The 18,742-nt window shown below is 73.6% G+C and carries 16 protein-coding genes; all 16 read right to left on the bottom strand.

Annotation, left to right across the window (positions count from 1 at the left end):
• Positions 1–47: 47 nt before the first annotated feature.
• Positions 48–1,601, bottom strand: a complete 1,554-nt coding sequence (locus GCG21_RS04770) for an RsmB/NOP family class I SAM-dependent RNA methyltransferase (RefSeq protein WP_152818137.1) — start codon at positions 1,599–1,601, stop codon at positions 48–50.
• Positions 1,598–2,572 carry a methionyl-tRNA formyltransferase gene (gene fmt, locus GCG21_RS04775; RefSeq protein ID WP_152818138.1) on the bottom strand — a complete coding sequence of 325 codons (975 nt, stop codon included), beginning with the start codon at positions 2,570–2,572 and terminating at the stop codon, positions 1,598–1,600. The genes GCG21_RS04770 and fmt overlap by 4 nt, the downstream gene beginning before the upstream one ends.
• A 10-nt stretch (positions 2,573–2,582) precedes the next feature.
• Positions 2,583–3,251: an HAD family phosphatase gene (locus GCG21_RS04780; protein ID WP_152818139.1), complete on the bottom strand. Its 669-nt coding sequence runs from the start codon at positions 3,249–3,251 to the stop codon at positions 2,583–2,585.
• Between the two features lie 94 nt (positions 3,252–3,345).
• A complete protein-coding gene (locus tag GCG21_RS16145; RefSeq protein ID WP_370517278.1) occupies positions 3,346–5,739 on the bottom strand; it encodes a primosomal protein N' in 2,394 nt (797 codons plus the stop codon).
• Positions 5,740–5,829: 90 nt separating this feature from the next.
• Positions 5,830–7,038 (bottom strand): methionine adenosyltransferase, encoded by a 1,209-nt coding sequence (gene metK, locus GCG21_RS04790; protein ID WP_370517279.1) that lies wholly within the window; start codon positions 7,036–7,038, stop codon positions 5,830–5,832.
• 81 nt (positions 7,039–7,119) lie between these two features.
• Positions 7,120–8,361, bottom strand: a complete 1,242-nt coding sequence (gene coaBC / locus GCG21_RS04795; RefSeq protein WP_370517280.1) for a bifunctional phosphopantothenoylcysteine decarboxylase/phosphopantothenate--cysteine ligase CoaBC — start codon at positions 8,359–8,361, stop codon at positions 7,120–7,122.
• Between the two features lie 11 nt (positions 8,362–8,372).
• Entirely contained in the window at positions 8,373–8,636 is a 264-nt protein-coding gene (gene rpoZ / locus GCG21_RS04800) for a DNA-directed RNA polymerase subunit omega (RefSeq protein WP_152818141.1), read from the bottom strand.
• A gap of 102 nt (positions 8,637–8,738) precedes the next feature.
• Positions 8,739–9,305: a guanylate kinase gene (gene gmk, locus GCG21_RS04805; protein WP_152818142.1), complete on the bottom strand. Its 567-nt coding sequence runs from the start codon at positions 9,303–9,305 to the stop codon at positions 8,739–8,741.
• On the bottom strand, positions 9,298–9,609 hold the full coding sequence (gene mihF, locus GCG21_RS04810; protein WP_153877946.1) for an integration host factor, actinobacterial type: 312 nt from the start codon (positions 9,607–9,609) through the stop codon (positions 9,298–9,300). Before mihF ends, gmk begins: the two co-directional genes overlap by 8 nt.
• A gap of 136 nt (positions 9,610–9,745) precedes the next feature.
• Positions 9,746–10,615: an orotidine-5'-phosphate decarboxylase gene (pyrF, locus tag GCG21_RS04815; protein WP_152818249.1), complete on the bottom strand. Its 870-nt coding sequence runs from the start codon at positions 10,613–10,615 to the stop codon at positions 9,746–9,748.
• Between the two features lie 62 nt (positions 10,616–10,677).
• A complete protein-coding gene (gene carB / locus GCG21_RS04820) occupies positions 10,678–14,097 on the bottom strand; it encodes a carbamoyl-phosphate synthase large subunit (RefSeq protein WP_152818144.1) in 3,420 nt (1,139 codons plus the stop codon).
• Positions 14,097–15,272 carry a glutamine-hydrolyzing carbamoyl-phosphate synthase small subunit gene (gene carA / locus GCG21_RS04825; RefSeq protein ID WP_152818145.1) on the bottom strand — a complete coding sequence of 392 codons (1,176 nt, stop codon included), beginning with the start codon at positions 15,270–15,272 and terminating at the stop codon, positions 14,097–14,099. The genes carB and carA overlap by 1 nt, the downstream gene beginning before the upstream one ends.
• Before the next feature lie 8 nt (positions 15,273–15,280).
• Entirely contained in the window at positions 15,281–15,817 is a 537-nt protein-coding gene (locus tag GCG21_RS04830) for a hypothetical protein (protein WP_152818146.1), read from the bottom strand.
• Positions 15,817–17,136 carry a dihydroorotase gene (locus GCG21_RS04835; RefSeq protein ID WP_370517281.1) on the bottom strand — a complete coding sequence of 440 codons (1,320 nt, stop codon included), beginning with the start codon at positions 17,134–17,136 and terminating at the stop codon, positions 15,817–15,819. Before GCG21_RS04835 ends, GCG21_RS04830 begins: the two co-directional genes overlap by 1 nt.
• Positions 17,133–18,113 (bottom strand): aspartate carbamoyltransferase catalytic subunit, encoded by a 981-nt coding sequence (locus tag GCG21_RS16605; RefSeq protein WP_152818148.1) that lies wholly within the window; start codon positions 18,111–18,113, stop codon positions 17,133–17,135. Before GCG21_RS16605 ends, GCG21_RS04835 begins: the two co-directional genes overlap by 4 nt.
• The gene (gene pyrR / locus GCG21_RS04845; protein WP_152818149.1) at positions 18,110–18,661 is read right to left on the bottom strand and encodes a bifunctional pyr operon transcriptional regulator/uracil phosphoribosyltransferase PyrR; all 552 of its coding nucleotides are present in this window, start codon (positions 18,659–18,661) and stop codon (positions 18,110–18,112) included. Before pyrR ends, GCG21_RS16605 begins: the two co-directional genes overlap by 4 nt.
• Positions 18,662–18,742: the final 81 nt, after the last annotated feature.

The following is an 18,742-nucleotide window of genomic DNA, read 5'->3' on the forward strand; positions in this document are numbered from 1 at the left end:
TGGCGCCGTCACGCGTGCTCGTGCGGGCCGGCGGGTTTCGCCGGCGTTCAGACCCTGCGCAGGATCGCCAGGAACATCGCGTCGGTGCCGTGCCGGTGGGGCCACAGCTGCACGTACGGGCCCTGCTGATCGGGCAGCGGGGTCAGGGCGACCTGGGCGAGTGCCGCGGCGGCGTCCACGACCTCGACCGGCATCCCGAGCTTGGCGGCCCGCTTGATCACGTCGGCGATCACGAAGGTGGTCTCGGCGACATGCGGCGAGCAGGTGACGTAGCCGACGACGCCGCCGATCCGGGTCGCCTCGATCGCGGAGATGACCAGCTCCCGCTGCACCCCCGCCAGGGAGGCGAGATCGGCGGTGCTGCGGCGCCAGCGCGCCTCCGGACGGCGGCGCAGCGCGCCCAGGCCGGTGCAGGGGGCGTCGACGAGCACCCGGTCGTAGGTCTGCGGCTCGTACTCCCCGACCATCCGCCCGTCCCCCGTGCGCACCTCGACGTCGATCGAGTCGGGGATGGCCCGCAGTGAGGCGCGCACCAGGTCGGCCCGATGGTGGAAGAGCTCGTTCGCGACGAGGCGGCGGGTCCGGGGGCGGTGGTCCTGCCCGTGGGGGTGGTCCGCGGGATCGGACGGGGCGGGGCCGCCCGTGCGTGCCCCGAGCCAGGAGGCGAGCAGCGCGGCCTTGCCCCCCGGGCCGGCGCACAGGTCGAGCCAGGTACGGTCGGGTCCCTCGATCGGCGTGGTCGCGAGGGCCAGGGTGACGAGCTGGGAGCCCTCGTCCTGGACCCCGACGAGCCCCTCGCGTACGACGCTCAGGGCACCCGGGTCTCCCCCGCGCAGGACCCGGGCGGTCGGCGCGTACCGTCCCCGGGTGGTCTCGGGCAGGTCGGTCTTCGTGGTGAGGCCGGGCCGGATCACCAGGGTGACCTCGGCGGGGCTGTTGTTCGCCTCGAGGGCCTCGACCAGTTCCTCCCCGGTGCCGTCGAGCGCCTGCCGCAGCGACCGCACGATCCACTGCGGGTGGGAGTGGAGGCGCGCGAGCCGCTCGTCCTCGCCGGTGGACCGGTCCGCGAGCTCGGTGAGCCAGTCGTCGAGCCCGCGTTCGCTCACCCGCCGCAGCACCGCGTTGACCAGTTGGGCTCGGCCGGCCCCGAGCACGGTCCGCGCCAGCGCGACCGTCTCGGAGACCGCGGCGTGGGACGGCACCCGCATCGCGAGGAGCTGATGACAGCCGAGCCGGAGCACATCGAGGAGGTCGTCGTCCAGCTTGCGGATGTCGCGGTCCGCGGCGATCGCGATGATCGGATCGTAGCGGCCGTGCAGCCGCAGCGTGCCGTAGGTCAACTCGGTCGTGAAGGCCGCATCGCGCCCATAGACCCCGCGCCGGTGCATGAGCGGCGGCAGCACGAGGTTGGCGTAGGAATCACTCTCCGCAACGGCGCGCAGCACCTCGTAGGCGAGCAGGCGCGCCGGGTCGGCCGTTCGGCTCCGCTCCCGTGGCCGCTGCCCACTGCGCGCCGCCGCGGGGGCGCGGCCGCCACGGCGGCGCGGCGGCCGGCCGGCGCGGGAGTCCCGGAAGTCGCCGCTGTGCTCACCCTGGCTCATTCATCCACCTCGAATCCGATGTCGTGTCGTGCCCCGCGCGCCCAGTCCGACGCCGCCATCCACGGCTTGCCGGGGGGCGCGATCCGCGTGAGCCGGACGGGCACGGAGCCGGTGCCGACGATGACGCCGGATTCGTCGATGCCGACCCGCCCCGGCGCGAGGGAGGGGACGGCCGTGCTGCCCGTGCCGGTCGTCGCACTCGTCGCGCTCGTCGCGGAAGCGACCGGTTCGACCGGGCCGAGCTTGTAGCGACCCCGGTCGTCCCGGGTCCACGCGCCCGGCGCCGGGGTGAGACCGCGGATGCGGCGATCGATCGCCGCCGCGGGGTGGCGCCAGTCGATCCGCCCGTCCGCGCTCGTCAGGGTGGGGGCCAGGGAGACCCCCTCGGCGGGCTGCGGGATCGGGTCCGCCGTGCCCGCCGCGACGGCATCGAGGGTGGCCCGCAGGAGCGCGGGTCCGGCGTGGGCGAGCCGGTCGAGCAGGTCGCCGGCCGTGTCCCGGGGGCGGATCCGCTCGGTCATCGTGGCGAAGACCGGCCCGGTGTCGAGGCCGGCCTCGATCCGGAAGGTCGTGGCGCCGGAGATCTCGTCGCCCGCCATGACGGCGTACTGCACGGGCGCGGCGCCCCGCCACGCCGGCAACAGGGAGAAGTGCAGGTTGATCCAGCCGTGGACGGGCAGACTGAGCGCCGGCTCCCGCAGGAGGGCGCCGTAGGCCACGACCGCGGCGCAGTCGAGGTCCAGCTCCCGCAGCCGCGTGAGCGCCGGCTCCTCGTGCGGCCGGGTCGCGGTGATCACCTCGAGTCCCGCGGCCGTTGCGGCCTCGTGCACGGGGCTCGGGCGCAGGGTGCGTCGCCGCCCCGCGGGCGCGGGTGGGCGGGTGAGGACGGCGACGACCTCGTGTTCTGATTCCAGCAGCGCGCCCAGCGCCGGCACGGCCACGGCGGGGGTGCCCGCGAACAACAGACGCATGCGGGACAGTCTAGGCAGTGCGGGGCGGGGCGTCGGACGGGCCGCGCCCGCGATCGACCGGGAGGCCGAGGTCGGCGAGGCGCCGGCGCAGGTCGGCGGTCGAGCGGAAGTGGATGCCGCGCAAACCGGCGGCCTCGGCGGCCTCGACATTCGGCAGCGAGTCGTCGACGAAGACGGTCTCGGCCGGCCGCAGCCCGAACCGGTCGATGAGCAGCGAGAAGATCGCCGGATCGGGCTTGGCCACCCCCTCTCGGCCGGAGACCAGGATGTCCTCGAGAAGGCCGAGGGCGGGCGCCGCCTCCCGGGCGTGGTGGAACGTCTCGGCGGACCAGTTGGTCAGCCCGAGCAGCCGGATCCCCGCCGCGTGGAGTTCGGCCACGAGCTCGGCGGACCCGGGGATCGGCCCCGTGAGCGAGTCGGCGAAGGCGTCCCAGTACTGGCGCAGCGGCAGGGCGTGCGCGGGCCACGTGGCGCGCACCTGGGCATGGGCGTCCTCGAACGGGCGCCCCGCGTCGAGGCTGTGATTGAGCGCACGGAAGTTGATCGTCTCGGTGAACTCGCTGATCTGCTCGGGGCTCATCGTGCGCGACCACACCCGGTTCGGATCCCAGCCGATGAGCACCTGGCCCAGATCGTAGACGACGGTGCTCACCGCTCCCGTTCCGCTCGCCTTGCTCATCGCGTCCCTCTCGCTCGTCGGTGCCGCATCCTCGCTGGTGCTCCGAGGTGCTCGCCGGTGATCAGGTGTCCTCGGAATTCTCGGTGTCCGGCTCCTACACTACGTCCGGGTCGACCCGCACATGCACGGGTGCCCCGTCCTTGCGGGCGCTGCGGACGGCCTGGGCCGCGACGACCGCGGCGCTCAGCTCGGCGCCGCGGGAACGCTCGATCCGCAGCAGCAGCCGCAGCCGCGGCTCGTGGGCGGCGACGAGGCCGTCCCCCGGCCCGGGATCGGGCCCGCCGCCCGCGATCGGGACGGGCCCGAGTTCGATGGCCCCACGCGGGAGGCGGCAATGGCGCCGGAAGGATCGCAGGTCGCTCGCCGTGCCGGTCACCGCGATCATCCGGGTGGCGGGCGGGAATCCCAGCTCGGTGCGCTCGGCGAGTTCACGGGCTGCGAATCCCGCCGGATCCCATCGCACGAGGGCCTGAACGACCGCGGGGGCACCCTGCCCGAGCACCATGACCGTGCCGTCGGGGCGCACGAGCGCGGCCGCGCGCAGCCAGCGTCGCAGCGCCTCGACGCCGGCGCCGAGCTCCGGCCGGTTCGTCAGCAGGGCGGCGTCGAGGCAGATCGCGGCCCGGTAGCCGCCGGCGGCCACGGGCTCGGCGCCCGGAGTGGCGATGACCAGCCGGGCGCGCCCGTCGACGGCCGCCACCATGCCCGCCGTCCGCCCCGAGACGACCACGGGGGTCCCGGGGAACGCGCGCCCGAGTTCCTCCGCCGTGCGGTGGCTGCCGACCTGACTCGCGCGGTACCGGGTGCCGTGACAGTGGGGGCAGCGCCAGCCTCCGGCCCCCGGGTCACCGCCGGCACTGCCGGCACCGTCGTCATCGGTGCGGGTGTCGTCTCCGGTGCGCGCGGGGTCACCGGCCGGATCGTCGTCGCCGGTGCCGGCGAGGCGGGCGCACCAGCGGCAGCGCAGCATCCCGGACTCCGCCGCGGGGCGCCCGTCTACCTGAGCACCGGGAGCACCGGCCGGGTCGCGCCCGTCGACGGCGAGCGGGCCGGAGCAGCGCGAACAGCGCGCCGGTTCCCGGCAGTGCGCGCAGGTGAGGAGCGGGATGTAGCCGGCGCGCGGCACCTGCACGAGCACGGGCCCGTGCTCGAGGGCGCGGCGGGCCACCTCCCAGGCGGGGCGGGGAAAGCGGGCCCGGCCGGCGGCCCCCTCGCGCTGCAGGTCGAATTCGTCCGGGGCGACGATCCGGGCCGTGCCGGCCCGCAGCACCGCCCGGGGCGCCGCGAGCTCCCGCGCCCACCCGGAGTGCACGAGCTCCTGCGCCTCGACGCTGCGGGCATAGCCACCGAACAGCGCGGCCGCGCCGGAGTGTTCGGCGCGGCGGGTGAGGATCGTCCGCGCGTGCGGGTAGGGAGCGCGCGGGTCGGAGTAGGCGTCGTGGCCGTCGTCCCAGCACACGACGAGGCCGAGGTCGGCCAGCGGCGCGAAGGCGGCGGAGCGGGTGCCGAGCACGATGCGGACCCGGCCGGTCAGGGCGAGGAGGAAGCTGCGATAGCGGGCGGCCGGCCCGGCCTCGGCGGTCAGGGTGACGTGGTCGAGCTCCCAGTTTGAGAGCGCGGCGGCGAGCTGGTCGACCTCGGTGGCGGTGGGCACGAGCAGGAGCGCCGATCGGCCGCCGATGACCGTGGCGGCCGCGGCCGCGGCGACGGACTCGGCCCAGGCAGGGCCCGCCGGGGTGTCCCGGTCGGCCTGGTCGGCCCGGTCGGCCCGGTCGGCCCGGTCGGCCCGGTCGGCCCGGTCGGCCTGAGTGGCCGGGGGAACCGGGCGAGGCCACGGCACGGCGCACCAGGCGGCACGCGGGGCGTCGCCGGCGACGAGCCGCCGGATGAGGGCGCCGCCCCCGCCATAGGTACACCAGGCGGCGTCCGCACGCGCGAGCCGCGCCGACCTGAGCTCGGCGTCGGCGTGGCCGAGGAGATCCTCGGGATCCCCGGCGGGTCGGGGGTGGACGGGCTCGACCGGTTGAGCGGATTCCGGCTCGGCGGCCGGCGCGGATTCCGGCCGTTCGGCCCGCACGCTCTTCTCGGTGCGGGCGTGCCGGGGCGGGATGGCGAGCCGGAGCACGTCGCCGAGGGTGCCGGCGTAGTGGGCGGCGATCTCCCGGGCCACGGCCAGCACGTCGGGGGTGAGTACCGGCAAGGGTGAGACGACGCGCCGCAGCGGTGCGGTGGTCTGCGCCGTCGTGGGTCCGACGGCGAGCACGAGGCCGTCGCGGTCCTTCCCGGCGAATCGGACCCGGACCCGGATCCCCGCCCGGACGTCGCCGGCCAGCGCGGGCGGTATCCCGTAGTCGAAGGTGCGGTCGAGGTGTGGCACCGGGGTGTCGACGAGCACGGCCGCGCTCCCGACGAACTCGGCGGGGGCGCGGCCGGGGAGGATCGCGCCGGGGTCGAGCAGGCTCGGCTGGGAGCCGCTCGTCTCCGGCACCGACATCCTCCTCACCTCCTCGTCAACGCGCGTCCACGTCGCCGGCTCCCCCGACCATCCCGGGTGTCCCGACTTCCCCGGCCGGCTCGGCTACCCGACGGCCGTCTGCAGGTCGTGCACACGATCGGTCCGCTCCCACGTGAACTGCGGCAGTTCGCGCCCGAAGTGGCCGTAGTTGGAGGTCGTGGCGTAGATCGGCCGGAGCAGGTCGAGATCGCGGATGATGGCCGCGGGCCGCAGGTCGAAGACCTCGGCGACGGCCTGCTCGATCCGTTCGACGGGCACGGTCTGCGTGCCGAAGGTCTCGACGTACAGCGAGATCGGGTGGGCGATGCCGATCGCGTAGGAGACCTGCACCTCGCAGCGGCGCGCGAGGCCCGCCGCCACGACGTTCTTCGCCACCCAGCGCAGGGCGTAGGACGCGGACCGGTCCACCTTCGAGGGGTCCTTGCCGGAGAAGGCCCCGCCGCCGTGCCGGGACATGCCCCCGTAGGTGTCGACGATGATCTTGCGGCCGGTCAGGCCGGCGTCGCCCATCGGTCCGCCGACGACGAAGCTGCCGGTCGGGTTGACGTGGATGTCGAGGCCGGAGACGTCGAGGTCGGTTCGGGCGGTGAAGGTCTCGAGCACCGGGGTGAGCACGTGCTCGGTCAAGGCCTCCCGCAGCGAGGCGACGACCGCGGGGTCGTCGTCGTGCTGGGAGGACATGACCAGCGAGGTGACGGCGACGGGCCGGTCGCCCTCGTAGCGCACGCTCACCTGGGTCTTGCCGTCGGGTCGCAGCCCGCCGACCTCGCCGCTCTTGCGCACGGCGGTGAGCCGTTCGGCCAGCCGGTGCGAGAGCAGGATCGGCAGCGGCATGAGCTCGGGGGTCTCGGAGCACGCATAGCCGAACATGAGGCCCTGGTCGCCGGCCCCCTGCCGGTCGAGGGCGTCCTCGGCGGCCTCACCCTCCTGCCGCGCCTCGAGGCTGCGGTCGACGCCCCGGGCGATGTCCGGGGACTGCTGCCCGATCGAGAGCGAGATTCCGCAGGAGTCGCCGTCGAAGCCGATCTCGGAGGAGGTGTAGCCGATCGAGTTGATCGTGGCCCGCACGAGCGCCGGGATCTCGATATAGGCCCTCGTGTTGATCTCGCCGACGATGTGCACGAGGCCGGTCGTGGCGACCGTCTCGATTGCCACCCGGGATCGGGGATCCTCGGCCAGCAGCGCATCCAACAGGGTGTCGGAGATGAGGTCGCAGACCTTGTCGGGATGGCCCTCGGTCACTGATTCGGAAGTGAACACTCGATTCGTCACAACAAGGGAGACTATCCCCTCGCTCCGACGGCGACCGCCGACGGCCCGTCGGAGTTCAACCGGTGGACGGGTGGATCGCGTTCAGTCGGCGGACGGGGCGAGCAGCGCGGCGGCGACGTCGAGGAGGGCCGCGGCGACGTCGTCCTTGCTCCCGTGGGCCTCGCCGCGCACGCGGCCGGAGGAGTCAACGAGGGTGACCCGGTTCGGCACGTCGCCGAAGCCGGCGCTCGCACCGACCTCGTTCACGGCGAGCAGATCCGCCCCCTTGCTTCGGGCCTTGGTGCGGCCGTGCTCGAGCACCGATCCCGCGTCGTCGCCGGTCTCGGCGGCGAAGCCGACGATCACCTGGCCGGGGCGACGTCCGGCCACGAGTCCCGCGAGGATGTCGGGATTCTGCACGAGTTCGATCGTCGGCGGGCCGGCCGTCTTCTTCAGCTTGGCGGCGGCCGGGCGGGCGGGGCGGTAGTCCGCCACGGCGGCGGCCATGACGAGCAGGTCCGCGTCGGCGGCCCAGGCGGTCATGGCCCGGTCGAGCTCGGCGGTGGTCTCCACTGCGCGCACCTCGACCCCGCGGGGAAGACCCGCGAGGAGGCCGGCGTCGACGTTCGCCGCGGCCAGCCGCACCCGGGCACCGGCCGCGACTGCGGCCCGGGCCAGGGCGAGACCCTGCCGGCCGGAGGATCGGTTGCCGAGGAAGCGCACGGGATCGAGCGGTTCGCGTGTTCCGCCCGCGGAGATCGCGACGGTCCGCCCCCCGAGCGGTCCGGCCGGTGCCCCCGGCTCGCCCGCTCTCGCCGCCGGCGGAACGAGGGCGAGGGCCGCGGCCATGATGGCCTCGGGTTCCGGCAGCCGCCCGGGACCGGTGTCGCTGCCCGTGAGGCGGCCGGAGTCCGGGTCGAGGACGTGGATGCCGCGGGCGCGCAGGGTCGCGACGTTCGCGGCGGTCGCGGGGTGCTGCCACATCTCGGTATGCATCGCCGGGGCCATGAGCACCGGCGCCGTGAGGGTGAGCAGCGTCGAGGTGAGCAGGTCGTCCGCGTGACCGCCGGCCGCGCGGGCCAGCAGGTCCGCGGTCGCCGGGGCGACGATCGCCAGGTCCGCCTCGCGGCCGATGCGGACGTGGTCCACCTCGAGCGCCCCGGAGAAGACGTCCGGGCGTGCCGGCCGGCCGGAGAGCGCCTCCCACGTGGGGGCTCCGACGAACTCGAGGGCGGCGCTCGTGGGCACGACCCGGACCTCGTGGCCGGCCTCCCGCAGCAGTCGCAGCAGGAGCACGGCCTTATAGGCGGCGATGCCCCCGGCGACGCCGAGAACGATCCGCACGCCCGGGCCCGTCAGTCCTTGATCGTGATCGGCTGGAGCAGCCCGGAGTTGATCTCGCGCATCGCGATCGAAAGCGGCTTCTCCTGCGGCTCGGTCTCCACGAGCGGGCCGACGTATTCGAGCAGGCCCTCGTTCAGCTGCGCGTAGTAGGCGTTGATCTGGCGGGCGCGCTTGGCGCTCCAGATCACCAGGGCGTACTTGGAGTCACTGGCCTCGAGCAGATCATCGATCGGCGGGTCGGTGATGCCTTCGGGCACGGCGACGGTTCCGGACATGAAAAACCTCATAACTCGGTCGGTGGGCGCGCTGGGCGCTCGGCCATCCTACTCGCTCCGGGCCGGGCCCGCTCGGGTGACACGGGCCACCGGCGGCGACGGTCAGGCACCCTCCATGAGGGTGACGAGCTCGTCGGTCGCGCGGTGGACCTCGTCGTTGACGATCGTGTGGTCGAACTCCGGCTCGGCCGCGAGCTCGATCGTGGCCGTGGCGAGGCGGCGGGACCGCTCCTCGGCGTCCTCGGTGCCGCGACCCACGAGCCGGCGCTCGAGTTCCTCCCAGCTCGGTGGCGCGAGGAAGACGAAGCGGGCATCGGGCATCGTGCGGCGCACCTGCCGGGCCCCCTGGAGGTCGATCTCGAGCAGCGCGAGGCCGCCCCGGCCGAGGACGTCCTCGACGGGACGGCGCAGCGTGCCGTAGTGGTGGCGACCGTGGACGATGGCGTGCTCGAGGAACTCCCCCTGGGCGACGAGCTCGGCGAAGCGCTGCGGGGTGAGGAAGTGATAGTGCACGCCGTCCACCTCGCCGGGGCGAGGCGCGCGGGTCGTGGCCGAGACCGAGAGCCACACGCGCGGGAAGCGGGCGCGCAGATCGGCGGAAACCGTGCCCTTGCCCACGGCGGTCGGCCCGGCGAGCACGGTGAGCCGGCTGCGGTGGGACTCAGCCAAACCGGTCCACCAGCTCGGCGATCTGATGCGGGCCGAGGCCGCGGACGCGCCGAGACTCGGCGATGCCCACCTCGGCCATGATGGCCCGTGCCTTGACCTTGCCCACTCCGGGCAGCGATTCGAGCAGCGCGAGCACGCGCAGTCGGCTCACGGCCTCGTTCTCCCCGGCGAGCTCGATGACCTCGGAGATCCGCCCCCCGCTGTACTTCAGTCGATTCTTCACCTCGGCCCGCGCGGTGCGGGCGGCGGCGGCCTTCTCGAGTGCGGCCGCGCGCTGTTCGGGGCTCAGTTCTGGCAGTGCCACGGACCACCTCGTTCCGCCGCGGCGGGCGTGTTCAGGATGACGCTCATGCAGGCGAACCTAGCACGGCCCGATCCCCGCGTCCGCCCGGCCGGCCTGGGGCCGGGACCCGGGCGAGCCGGCCGGCGGGCGGTCCCCCTCACGCCAGCGCCGCGCGCAGCTCGGCGGTGGTGCGGGCGGCGGCCGCCCGGAGGGCGCCGGCCTCCGGGCCGGCGGCCAGGATCGCGCGGGAGGAGTTGGCCAGTACCTGTGAGCGGGCGGGGCCGAACGCCGCGGCCAGGTCCGCGGCCGTGGCGCCCTGCGCCCCGAGTCCCGGGGCGAGGAGCGGTCCGGCGACCGCGGCCAGGTCGATCCCGAGTCGCTCGGCGACCGGGCCGAGCGTGGCGCCGACGACGAGGCCGACGTCGCCGAGCCGGCCCGCCGGGTCCCCGGTCGATTCGCCCGATCCGAGTGATTCGGGTAATTCGCGTGATCCGAGTGATCCGGCGTTGAGTCGCCCCGCCGCGGCGGCGATCGCCCCGGCGACGCTCGCGCCGTCCGCGCCCCGGGCGTGCTGAACCTCGGCACCCTCGGGATTGGACGTGAGGGTGAGCACGAAGACCCCGCGCCCGTGCTCCCGGGCGAGCTCGATCGCGGGCGCGAGGGAGCCGAAGCCCAGATATGGCGAGAGGGTCACGGCGTCCCCCGCAAGCGGGCTGTCCGGGTGGAGATAGGCGTGGGCGTAGCCGGCCATGGTCGAGCCGATGTCGCCCCGCTTCGCATCGAGGATGGTCAGCTGGTCCAGGGCCGCGCAGGCGGCCACGACCTCCTCGAGCACCGCCATCCCGGCGCTGCCGTGCCGCTCGAAGAACGCGACCTGCGGCTTGATGGCGGCCACCCGGGAGCCGAGTGCCTCGACGACCCGCAGCGAGAACTCCCGAAGGCCCGCGACGTCGTCCGCCAGCCCCCACGCGGCCAGGAGCTGCGGGTGGGGATCGACGCCCACGCACAGCGGACCGCGCGCGGCCATCGCCGCGCCCAGCCGCGCCCCGAAACCGGGCCGCCCGCCACCCGGCCGGTCGGTCGCGGCGCTCACGCGCGGGCCGGGACGGTCGTCGACCGGGTCGACTGGGCCGACTGGGTCGCCTGCGCCGCCTGGGCCGACTGGGCCGCCCGGGCGACACGGGCTGCGCGAGCACGGTCGTGGTCCTGCAGGGAGGTGACCTCGAACGGGCCGCGGCGGACCGCCTCGATCGCCTGCACGGCCGCCGTGTACTGCTGCACGGTCGTCGAGATCGCCTTCCCCGCCGCGGTCGTGGCCGTGCGGATGTCGTAGCCGTCGGCCCGGGCGCCCTTCGAGCCGGGCGTGTTCGTGACCATGTCGACCTGATCGCTCGAGATGAGATCGATGATCGTGGGCTCGCCGTCCGGGCCGGGCCCGTCCGAGGCCTTGCGCACCACCTCGGCCGTGATCCCGTGACGCTGCAGCACCGAGGCGGTCCCCTCGGTCGCGAGGATCCGAAAGCCCAGCTCCACGAGCCGGCTCGTGGGCAGGCCGATGGCCCGCTTGTCGCGGTCGGCGACGGACACGAAGACCGTGCCGCCGGTCGGCAGGCCGCCGAACGCCGCCGCCTGGGACTTGGCGAACGCCAGCGGGAAGTCCCGGTCGAAGCCCATGACCTCGCCCGTGGAACGCATCTCGGGCCCGAGCACGGAGTCGACCACCTGCCCGGAGGCGGTGCGGAACCGGTTGAACGGCAGCACCGACTCCTTCACGGCGATCGGGGCGCCCGAGTCGTCGATGACGGCGTCGTGGTCCGGCAGGACTCCGGCGCTGCGCAGGTCGGCGATGCACTCCCCCGCCATGACTCGGGCCGCGGCCTTGGCGAGCGGGATGCCGGTCGCCTTCGACACGAACGGCACGGTTCGCGACGCGCGCGGATTCGCCTCGAGCACATAGAGGGTGTCCGAGGAGAGCGCGAACTGGATGTTGATGAGGCCCCGCACGCCGACGCCGGCGGCGATCGCCTCGGTGGAGGTGCGGATCCGCCGGATCATCGAGGTGGACAGCGTGATCGGGGGCAGCACGCACGCCGAGTCGCCCGAGTGGATGCCGGCCTCCTCGATGTGCTCCATGACGCCGCCGAGGAAGAGTTCGGTGCCGTCGTAGATCGCGTCGACGTCGATCTCGATCGCCTGGTCGAGGAAGCGGTCGACGAGCACGGGGGCGGGGAACACGGCGAAGTCGGCATCCGTGTTGTCATCGGACCCATCGGACCGAACGGTGCCGGTGGCCCGCCGCACGTAGGAGGTGAGCTGGGGTTCGTCGTAGACGATCTCCATCCCCCGGCCGCCGAGCACGTACGACGGGCGCACGAGCACCGGGTAGCCGATGCGGTCGGCGATCTCGCGCGCCTGCTGCAGGGAGATGGCGGTGCCGAACGCGGGGGCGGGCAGGTCGGCGGCGAGGAGCACCTGGCCGAAGAGGCCGCGGTCCTCGGCGGCGTCGATCGCCTCGGGCGGCGTGCCCAGGATCGGCACGCCCGCGTCCCGCAGCCGGGCGGCGAGCCCGAGCGGGGTCTGGCCGCCCAACTGGACGACGACACCGGCGATCGGGCCGACGGCGAGCTCGGCGTGGTAGACCTCGAGCACGTCCTCGAAGGTGAGCGGCTCGAAGTAGAGCCGGTCCGAGGTGTCGTAGTCGGTCGAGACCGTCTCCGGGTTGCAGTTGATCATGATCGTCTCGTACTGCTCCGACAGTGCGAGAGTGGCGTGCACGCAGGAGTAGTCGAACTCGATCCCCTGGCCGATCCGGTTCGGGCCGGAGCCGAGGATGATGACGGCCTCCCGCTCGCGCGGGCGCACCTCGGTCTCGGAGTCGTAGCTCGAGTAGTGGTAGGGGGTGCGGGCCTCGAACTCGGCGGCGCACGTGTCGACCGTCTTGTACACCGGCCGAAGGCCGTAGGCGTGGCGCATCTCCCGCACCGTGGCCTCGCCGATGCCGCGGATCTCGCCGATCTGACGGTCGGAGAAGCCGTGACGCTTCGCCTCGGCGAGGGTGTCGGCGTCGAGCCCGTCGGCCGCGGCGACCGCCGTGGCCACCTCGTGCAGGAGGAACATCTGGTCGATGAACCAGGGGTCCATCGACGTGGCGTCGTGGATCTGCTCGAGCGTGGCCCCGCCCCGGATGGCCTGCTGCAGGTCGACGAAGCGGCCCGGAGTGGGCACCCGGGAGGACTCGAGCAGCCGGGCGGTGGCCGCGGCGTCGGGCGCGTCACCGCGCCAGTGGAAGCTCGCCTCGGGGGTGTCGATCGAGCGCAGCGCCTTCTGCAGCGCCTCCGTGTAGTTGCGCCCGAGCGCCATCGCCTCCCCCACCGACTTCATCGTGGTCGTCAGGGTGGGATCCGCGGCCGGGAACTTCTCGAACGTGAACCGCGGAACCTTGGCCACGATGTAGTCGAGCGCGGGCTCGAACGAGGCGGGGGTCGAGCCGGTGATGTCGTTGGCGACCTCGTCCATCGTGTAGCCGAGGGCGAGCATCGCGGCGAGCTTGGCGATCGGGAAGCCGGTCGCCTTGGAGGCGAGCGCGGAGGACCGCGAGACCCGCGGGTTCATCTCGATCACGACGACCCGGCCGGTGGTCGGTTCGATGGCGAACTGGATGTTGCAGCCGCCGGTCTCGACGCCGACCTCGCGGATGACCGCGATCGAGATGTCCCGCAGGTTCTGGTACTCGCGGTCGGTCAGGGTCAGGGCCGGGGCGATCGTGACGGAGTCCCCGGTGTGCACGCCCACGGGGTCGACGTTCTCGATCGAGCACACGACCACGACGTTGTCGGCGCGGTCGCGCATGAGCTCGAGCTCGAACTCCTTCCAGCCGAGGATCGACTCCTCGAGGAGCACCTCGGTCGTGGGCGAGTAGTGCAGGCCGGCGCCCGCGATCGTGTGCAGGTCCTCCTCGTCGTAGGCGATGCCCGAGCCGAGCCCGCCCATGGTGAAGGAGGGGCGCACGACGACCGGGTACTTGAGGTCGACGACGGCCTCGAGGCAGTCCGCCATGCTGTGGCAGATCCGGGAGCGCGCGGACTCGGCGCCGCAGCGCTCGACGATGTCCTTGAACGCCTGCCGGTCCTCGCCGGCGTGGATCGCGGCGACGTTGGCCCCGATCAGCTCGACCCCGTGCGCCGCGAGGATCCCGGCCTCGTGCAGCGCGACGGCGGCGTTCAGGGCGGTCTGGCCGCCGAGGGTGGCGAGGAGCGCGTCGGGGCGCTCCTTGACGATGATCGCCTCGAGCACCTCGGTGGTGATCGGCTCGACGTACGTGGCGTCGGCGAACTCGGGGTCGGTCATGATCGTGGCCGGGTTGGAGTTGACGAGGATGACCCTCATCCCCTCCTCCCGGAGCACGCGGCAGGCCTGGGTGCCGGAGTAGTCGAACTCGGCGGCCTGACCGATGACGATCGGGCCCGAGCCGATGACGAGGACACTGGAGATATCGGTACGGCGAGGCATCAGGCGCCCTTCATCATGGTGAGGAACTGGTCGAACAGGTGGGCAGCGTCATTCGGTCCCGACGCGGCCTCGGGGTGGTATTGAACGGCGAACGCGGGCAGGTCGAGAGCGCGGATGCCCTCGACGACACGATCGTTCAGGCAGATGTGGCTCACCTCGACCCGGCCGAACCGGCCGCCGTCGTGCGGGGCGGTGACCGGCTCACCGATCGGGACGTCGACGGCGAAGCCGTGGTTGTGGCTCGTGATGTCGACCTTCCCGGTGGCCAGGTCCTGCACCGGCTGGTTGATCCCCCGGTGCCCGAAGGTGAGCTTGTAGGTGTCGAAGCCCAGGGCGCGGCCGAGCAGCTGGTTGCCGAAGCAGATCCCGAAGAACGGCGTCTTCGCGTCGAGCACCTCGCGGATCGTGGCGACGACGTCGGTCGCGGCCGCCGGGTCGCCGGGCCCGTTGGAGTAGAACACCCCGTCGGGTGCGAGGGCGGCGATGTCGGCGTAGGTCGCGTCCGCCGGCAGCACGTGCACGCGGGCGCCGCGCTCGGTCAGGCGCTTGGCGGTCATCGCCTTCATGCCCAGGTCGATCGCGACGACGACGGCGCGGGGTTCCGTTCCCGCGAACGAGCCGCTCGGTTCGAGCACGTAGGCCTCGGGTGTCGTCACCTCCCGCGCGAGGTCGGCCCCGGCCATGGCCGGTTCGGCGAGCACGGTCGCGAGGAGTGCCGCGCTCTCGTCGGCGCCCAGGTGGGCGGGCAGCGAGTCGCCGGAGAAGATCCCGGCGCGCATGACGCCGGCGTCGCGGAGCCTGCGGGTGAGCGCCCGGGTGTCGAGGTGGCTGATGCCGACGACGCCCTGCTCGGTCAGTTCGCTCGCGAGGTCTCCGGTGGCACGCCAGCTGGAGGTGCGTCGGGCCGGGTCGCGCACGACGAGTCCGGCGACCTGCAGCCCGGCGGATTCGGCGTCCTCGTCGTTGACGCCGGTGTTGCCGATGTGCGGGGCCGTCATGACGACGATCTGGCGGTGGTAGGAGGGGTCGGTCAGGGTCTCCTGATAGCCGCTCATCCCGGTGGTGAAGACGACCTCGCCGGTGGTCGTGCCTCGTCGGCCGTAGGCCCGGCCCCGGTAGCTGGTGCCGTCCTCGAGGACGAGCACCGCAGCGTCTGGGTCATGCGCAGCAGTCATGTGGGTCCTTAACCTTCCGGGTTGGCATTCTCGCCGGTCGCGACGAGGAGGGAGTGGATGCGGTCGTGCAGGCGGGCACGGTCGGCGCCGTAGCGGGTGCGCAGGCCGGTGTCGAGGAGCGTCTCACCCACCTGCCAGGTGATGACGACGAGACCGTCGGTGTCGACGACCTTGCCGATCATGCCGCTGGCGCGATGGACGTCGTGGATGGTCCCGGCCGGGATGAAGACGTCGCGCGCGCCGCGACGGGTGAGCAGGACGCCGCCGGGGAGGCCGGCGCACGGGGGCAGGACCTGGATGTCCACGGCCGAGCGGGCCCCCAGGCCCTGGGCGAGCACCCGTTCCCACGGCCGGCCGGCGATCGTCGTCGAGACGTAGACGCCCTCGACGGGCGGATCGGCGGGGGCGGCGGGGCTCCCGGCCGGCAGCGCGGGCAGGTCGGTCACGACGACGCCGCGGGCGCGACGGCGCCAGCTGCGGTACATGGCCGAGAGGATGAGGGCGGTGGCCGCCGCGAGCAGCAGCACGGGAAGGACGTAGGGCATCAGTGTCCCGCCTCGCGCGGTGCGTCGACCGGGCGGCCGTCGAGCACCGTGGCCCGGCCGCCGTAGAAGGTGGCGAGGACGCGGGCGGGCAGGTCGCGGCCGGCGAACGGGGTGTTCTCGCTCGCGGTCGTCAGCGCCGCGGGCTCGACGCGCCAGGTCGCGCCGGGGTCGACGAGCGTGAGGTGGGCGGGCTCGCCGGCCCGGATCGGCCGGCCCTGGCCCGCGACCCGGCCGATCCGGGCGGGGGTGGCCGACATGACCCGGGCCAGGTCGGCCCAGTCGAAGTCGTGGGCGGGATTGTCGATCATCGACTCGGCGACGACGGAGACGGCGGTCTCGAGGCCGGTCATGCCGAACGCGGCGGCCCCGAACTCGCAGTCCTTGGCCTCGGCGGGGTGCGGGGCGTGGTCGGTGGCCACGATGTCGATCGTGCCGTCGGCCAGGCCCGCGCGCACGGCCTCGACGTCGGCGGCCGTGCGCAGCGGCGGGTTGACCTTGAACTGCGGGTCGTAGCCGCGCACGGCCTCGTCCGTGAGCACGAGGTGGTGCGGGGTGACCTCGGCGGTCACGTCGATGCCACGGGCCTTGGCCCAGCGGACGATGTCCACGGAGCCGGCGGTCGACAGGTGGCAGATGTGCACCCGGGACCCGACGTGCTCGGCGAGGAGCACGTCGCGGGCGATGATCGCCTCCTCCGCCACCGACGGCCAGCCCGGCAGCCCGAGGTCGGCCGAGACGACGCCCTCGTTCATCACCGCGCCCTCGGTCAGGCGCGGCTCCTGTGCGTGCTGGGCGATGACGCCGTCGAACGCCTTGACGTATTCGAGCGCCCGGCGCATGAGCACCGGGTCGTGCACGCAGATGCCGTCGTCGGAGAAGACGCGCACGGCGGCGTCGGACTCGGACATCGCGCCGAGCTCGGCGAGCTCCTTGCCCGCGAGCCCCACGGAGACGGCGCCGACGGGGCGGACCTCGCACCAGCCGGCCTCGAGGCCGCGTCGCCACACCTGCTCGACGACGCCGGCGGTGTCGGCGACCGGGGAGGTGTTGGCCATGGCGTGCACGCAGGTGAACCCGCCCATGGCGGCGGCGCGGGTGCCCGAGCGGATCGTCTCGGCGTCCTCGCGGCCCGGCTCCCGCAGGTGGGTGTGCAGGTCGACGAGGCCGGGCAGGGCGATCGTGCCGGCGGCGTCGACGAATACGGCGCCCTCGGGCGGGTCGATCCGCGGGGCGAGGTCGGCGATCGTGCCCCCGTCCAGGAGGAGGTCGACGGGGTCGGCGCCGAGCGGTCGGGTCTGACGGATGAGGTAGGTGGTCACGCGGGGATCCCTTCGGCCGAACCGGCCAGGATGAGGTAGAGGACGGCCATGCGCACGGCGACGCCGTTGGTCACCTGCTCGAGCACGACGGAGCGCTCGGAGTCGGCGGCGGCCGCGGAGATCTCGAGGCCGCGGTTCATGGGCCCGGGGTGGAGCACGATGGCCCGATCCGTCAGCGCGCCGAGGCGCCGGGCGTCGAGGCCGTAGCGGCGCGAGTACTCCATCGCGGAGGGGAAGTACCCGCCGCCGGCCGCGGTCATCCGCTCGTGCTGGATGCGCAGCATCATGACGGCGTCCGGGCGCAGGTCCGTCAGGACGGCGTCGAGGTCGTAGGAGACGGTGCACGGCCAGGTCTCGACCCCGACCGGCACGAGGGTCGGCGGGGCGACGAGCACGACCTCCGCCCCGAGGGTGTGCAGGAGGTCGACGTTCGAGCGGGCCACCCGGGAGTGGAGCACGTCGCCGACGATCGCGACCCTGACCCCGTCGAGCCCCTGCCCCGTGGCGCGAGCGTCCTGCCCGGACCCGACGAGGTGGCGGCGGATGGTGAAGGCGTCGAGGAGGGCCTGGGTGGGGTGCTGGTGGGTGCCGTCCCCGGCGTTGACGACGCCCGCGTCGATCCAGCCCGAGGTCGCCAGCCGCTGCGGTGCACCGGAGGCGGAGTGGCGGATGATGACGGCGTCGGCACCCATCGCCTGCAGGGTCTGGGCGGTGTCCTTGAGGGACTCGCCCTTCGACAGGCTCGAGCCCTTCGCGGCGAAGTTGATGACATCGGCCGAGAGCCGCTTGGCGGCGGCCTCGAAGGAGATGCGGGTGCGGGTCGAGTCCTCGAAGAAGAGGTTGACCACGGTCTTGCCGAGCAGCGGGGGCAGCTTCTTCACCTGCCGGGACTGGGTGGCGGCCATCGCGGCGGCGGTGTCGAGCACCGTGATGGCCTCGGCGCGGTCGAGGTCCTTGGCGGAGAGCAGATGCCTCATGGGTGCAGCACGACCCGGTCGTCGCCGTCGAGTTCGCTCAGGCGCACCTGCACCCGCTCGGTCCGGGCGGTCGGCAGGTTCTTGCCGATGAAGTCGGCGCGGATCGGCAGCTCCCGGTGGCCCCGGTCGACGAGGACGGCGAGTTGGACGGCGCGCGGTCGGCCGAGATCGCTCACGGCGTCGAGTGCGGCGCGGACCGTGCGCCCGGAGTAGAGGACGTCGTCCACGAGCACGACGATCTTCTCGTCGATCCCGCCGGCGGGGATGCGGCTCGCGGTCAGCGCGCGCGTGGGCTGGCTGCGCAGGTCGTCGCGGTGGAGGGTGATGTCGATCGTGCCGACGATCCCGTTCAGGTCCCCGCCGCGGCCGTCGGCCGCGAGGAGGCGCTCGCCGAGGCGGGCCGCGAGGGGCACGCCACGGGTGGGGATCCCGAGGAGGACGACGCCGTCCGCGCCCCGGTTGCGTTCGATGATCTCGTGGGAGATGCGTGTCAGTGCGCGCGCGATGTCGCCGTCACTGAGCACGAGGGTGCCTTGGTCGGATGTCATGTCCGGCCTGCCTCCTTCTTCGCCTCACTGGACGATGTTAAAGGGATGCTTGCCGAGCAACCACGATACTCCTCGTCGGGC

Source organism: Pseudactinotalea sp. HY160 (genome assembly GCF_009372055.1).
Taxonomy (GTDB): Bacteria; Actinomycetota; Actinomycetes; order Actinomycetales; family Beutenbergiaceae; genus HY158.

Bases quoted from the DNA above. Each gene is read 5' to 3' on its own strand.
- GCG21_RS04770 (WP_152818137.1), bottom strand. From the start codon at position 1,601: ATGAGCCAGGGTGAGCACAGCGGCGACTTCCGGGACTCCCGCGCCGGC.
- fmt (WP_152818138.1), bottom strand. From the start codon at position 2,572: ATGCGTCTGTTGTTCGCGGGCACCCCCGCCGTGGCCGTGCCGGCGCTG.
- GCG21_RS04780 (WP_152818139.1), bottom strand. From the start codon at position 3,251: ATGAGCAAGGCGAGCGGAACGGGAGCGGTGAGCACCGTCGTCTACGAT.
- rpoZ (WP_152818141.1), bottom strand. From the start codon at position 8,636: ATGTCCGGAACCGTCGCCGTGCCCGAAGGCATCACCGACCCGCCGATC.
- pyrF (WP_152818249.1), bottom strand. From the start codon at position 10,615: ATGGCCGCGCGCGGTCCGCTGTGCGTGGGCGTCGATCCCCACCCGCAG.
- carB (WP_152818144.1), bottom strand. From the start codon at position 14,097: ATGCCTCGCCGTACCGATATCTCCAGTGTCCTCGTCATCGGCTCGGGC.
- carA (WP_152818145.1), bottom strand. From the start codon at position 15,272: ATGACTGCTGCGCATGACCCAGACGCTGCGGTGCTCGTCCTCGAGGAC.
- GCG21_RS04830 (WP_152818146.1), bottom strand. From the start codon at position 15,817: ATGCCCTACGTCCTTCCCGTGCTGCTGCTCGCGGCGGCCACCGCCCTC.
- GCG21_RS16605 (WP_152818148.1), bottom strand. From the start codon at position 18,113: ATGAGGCATCTGCTCTCCGCCAAGGACCTCGACCGCGCCGAGGCCATC.
- pyrR (WP_152818149.1), bottom strand. From the start codon at position 18,661: ATGACATCCGACCAAGGCACCCTCGTGCTCAGTGACGGCGACATCGCG.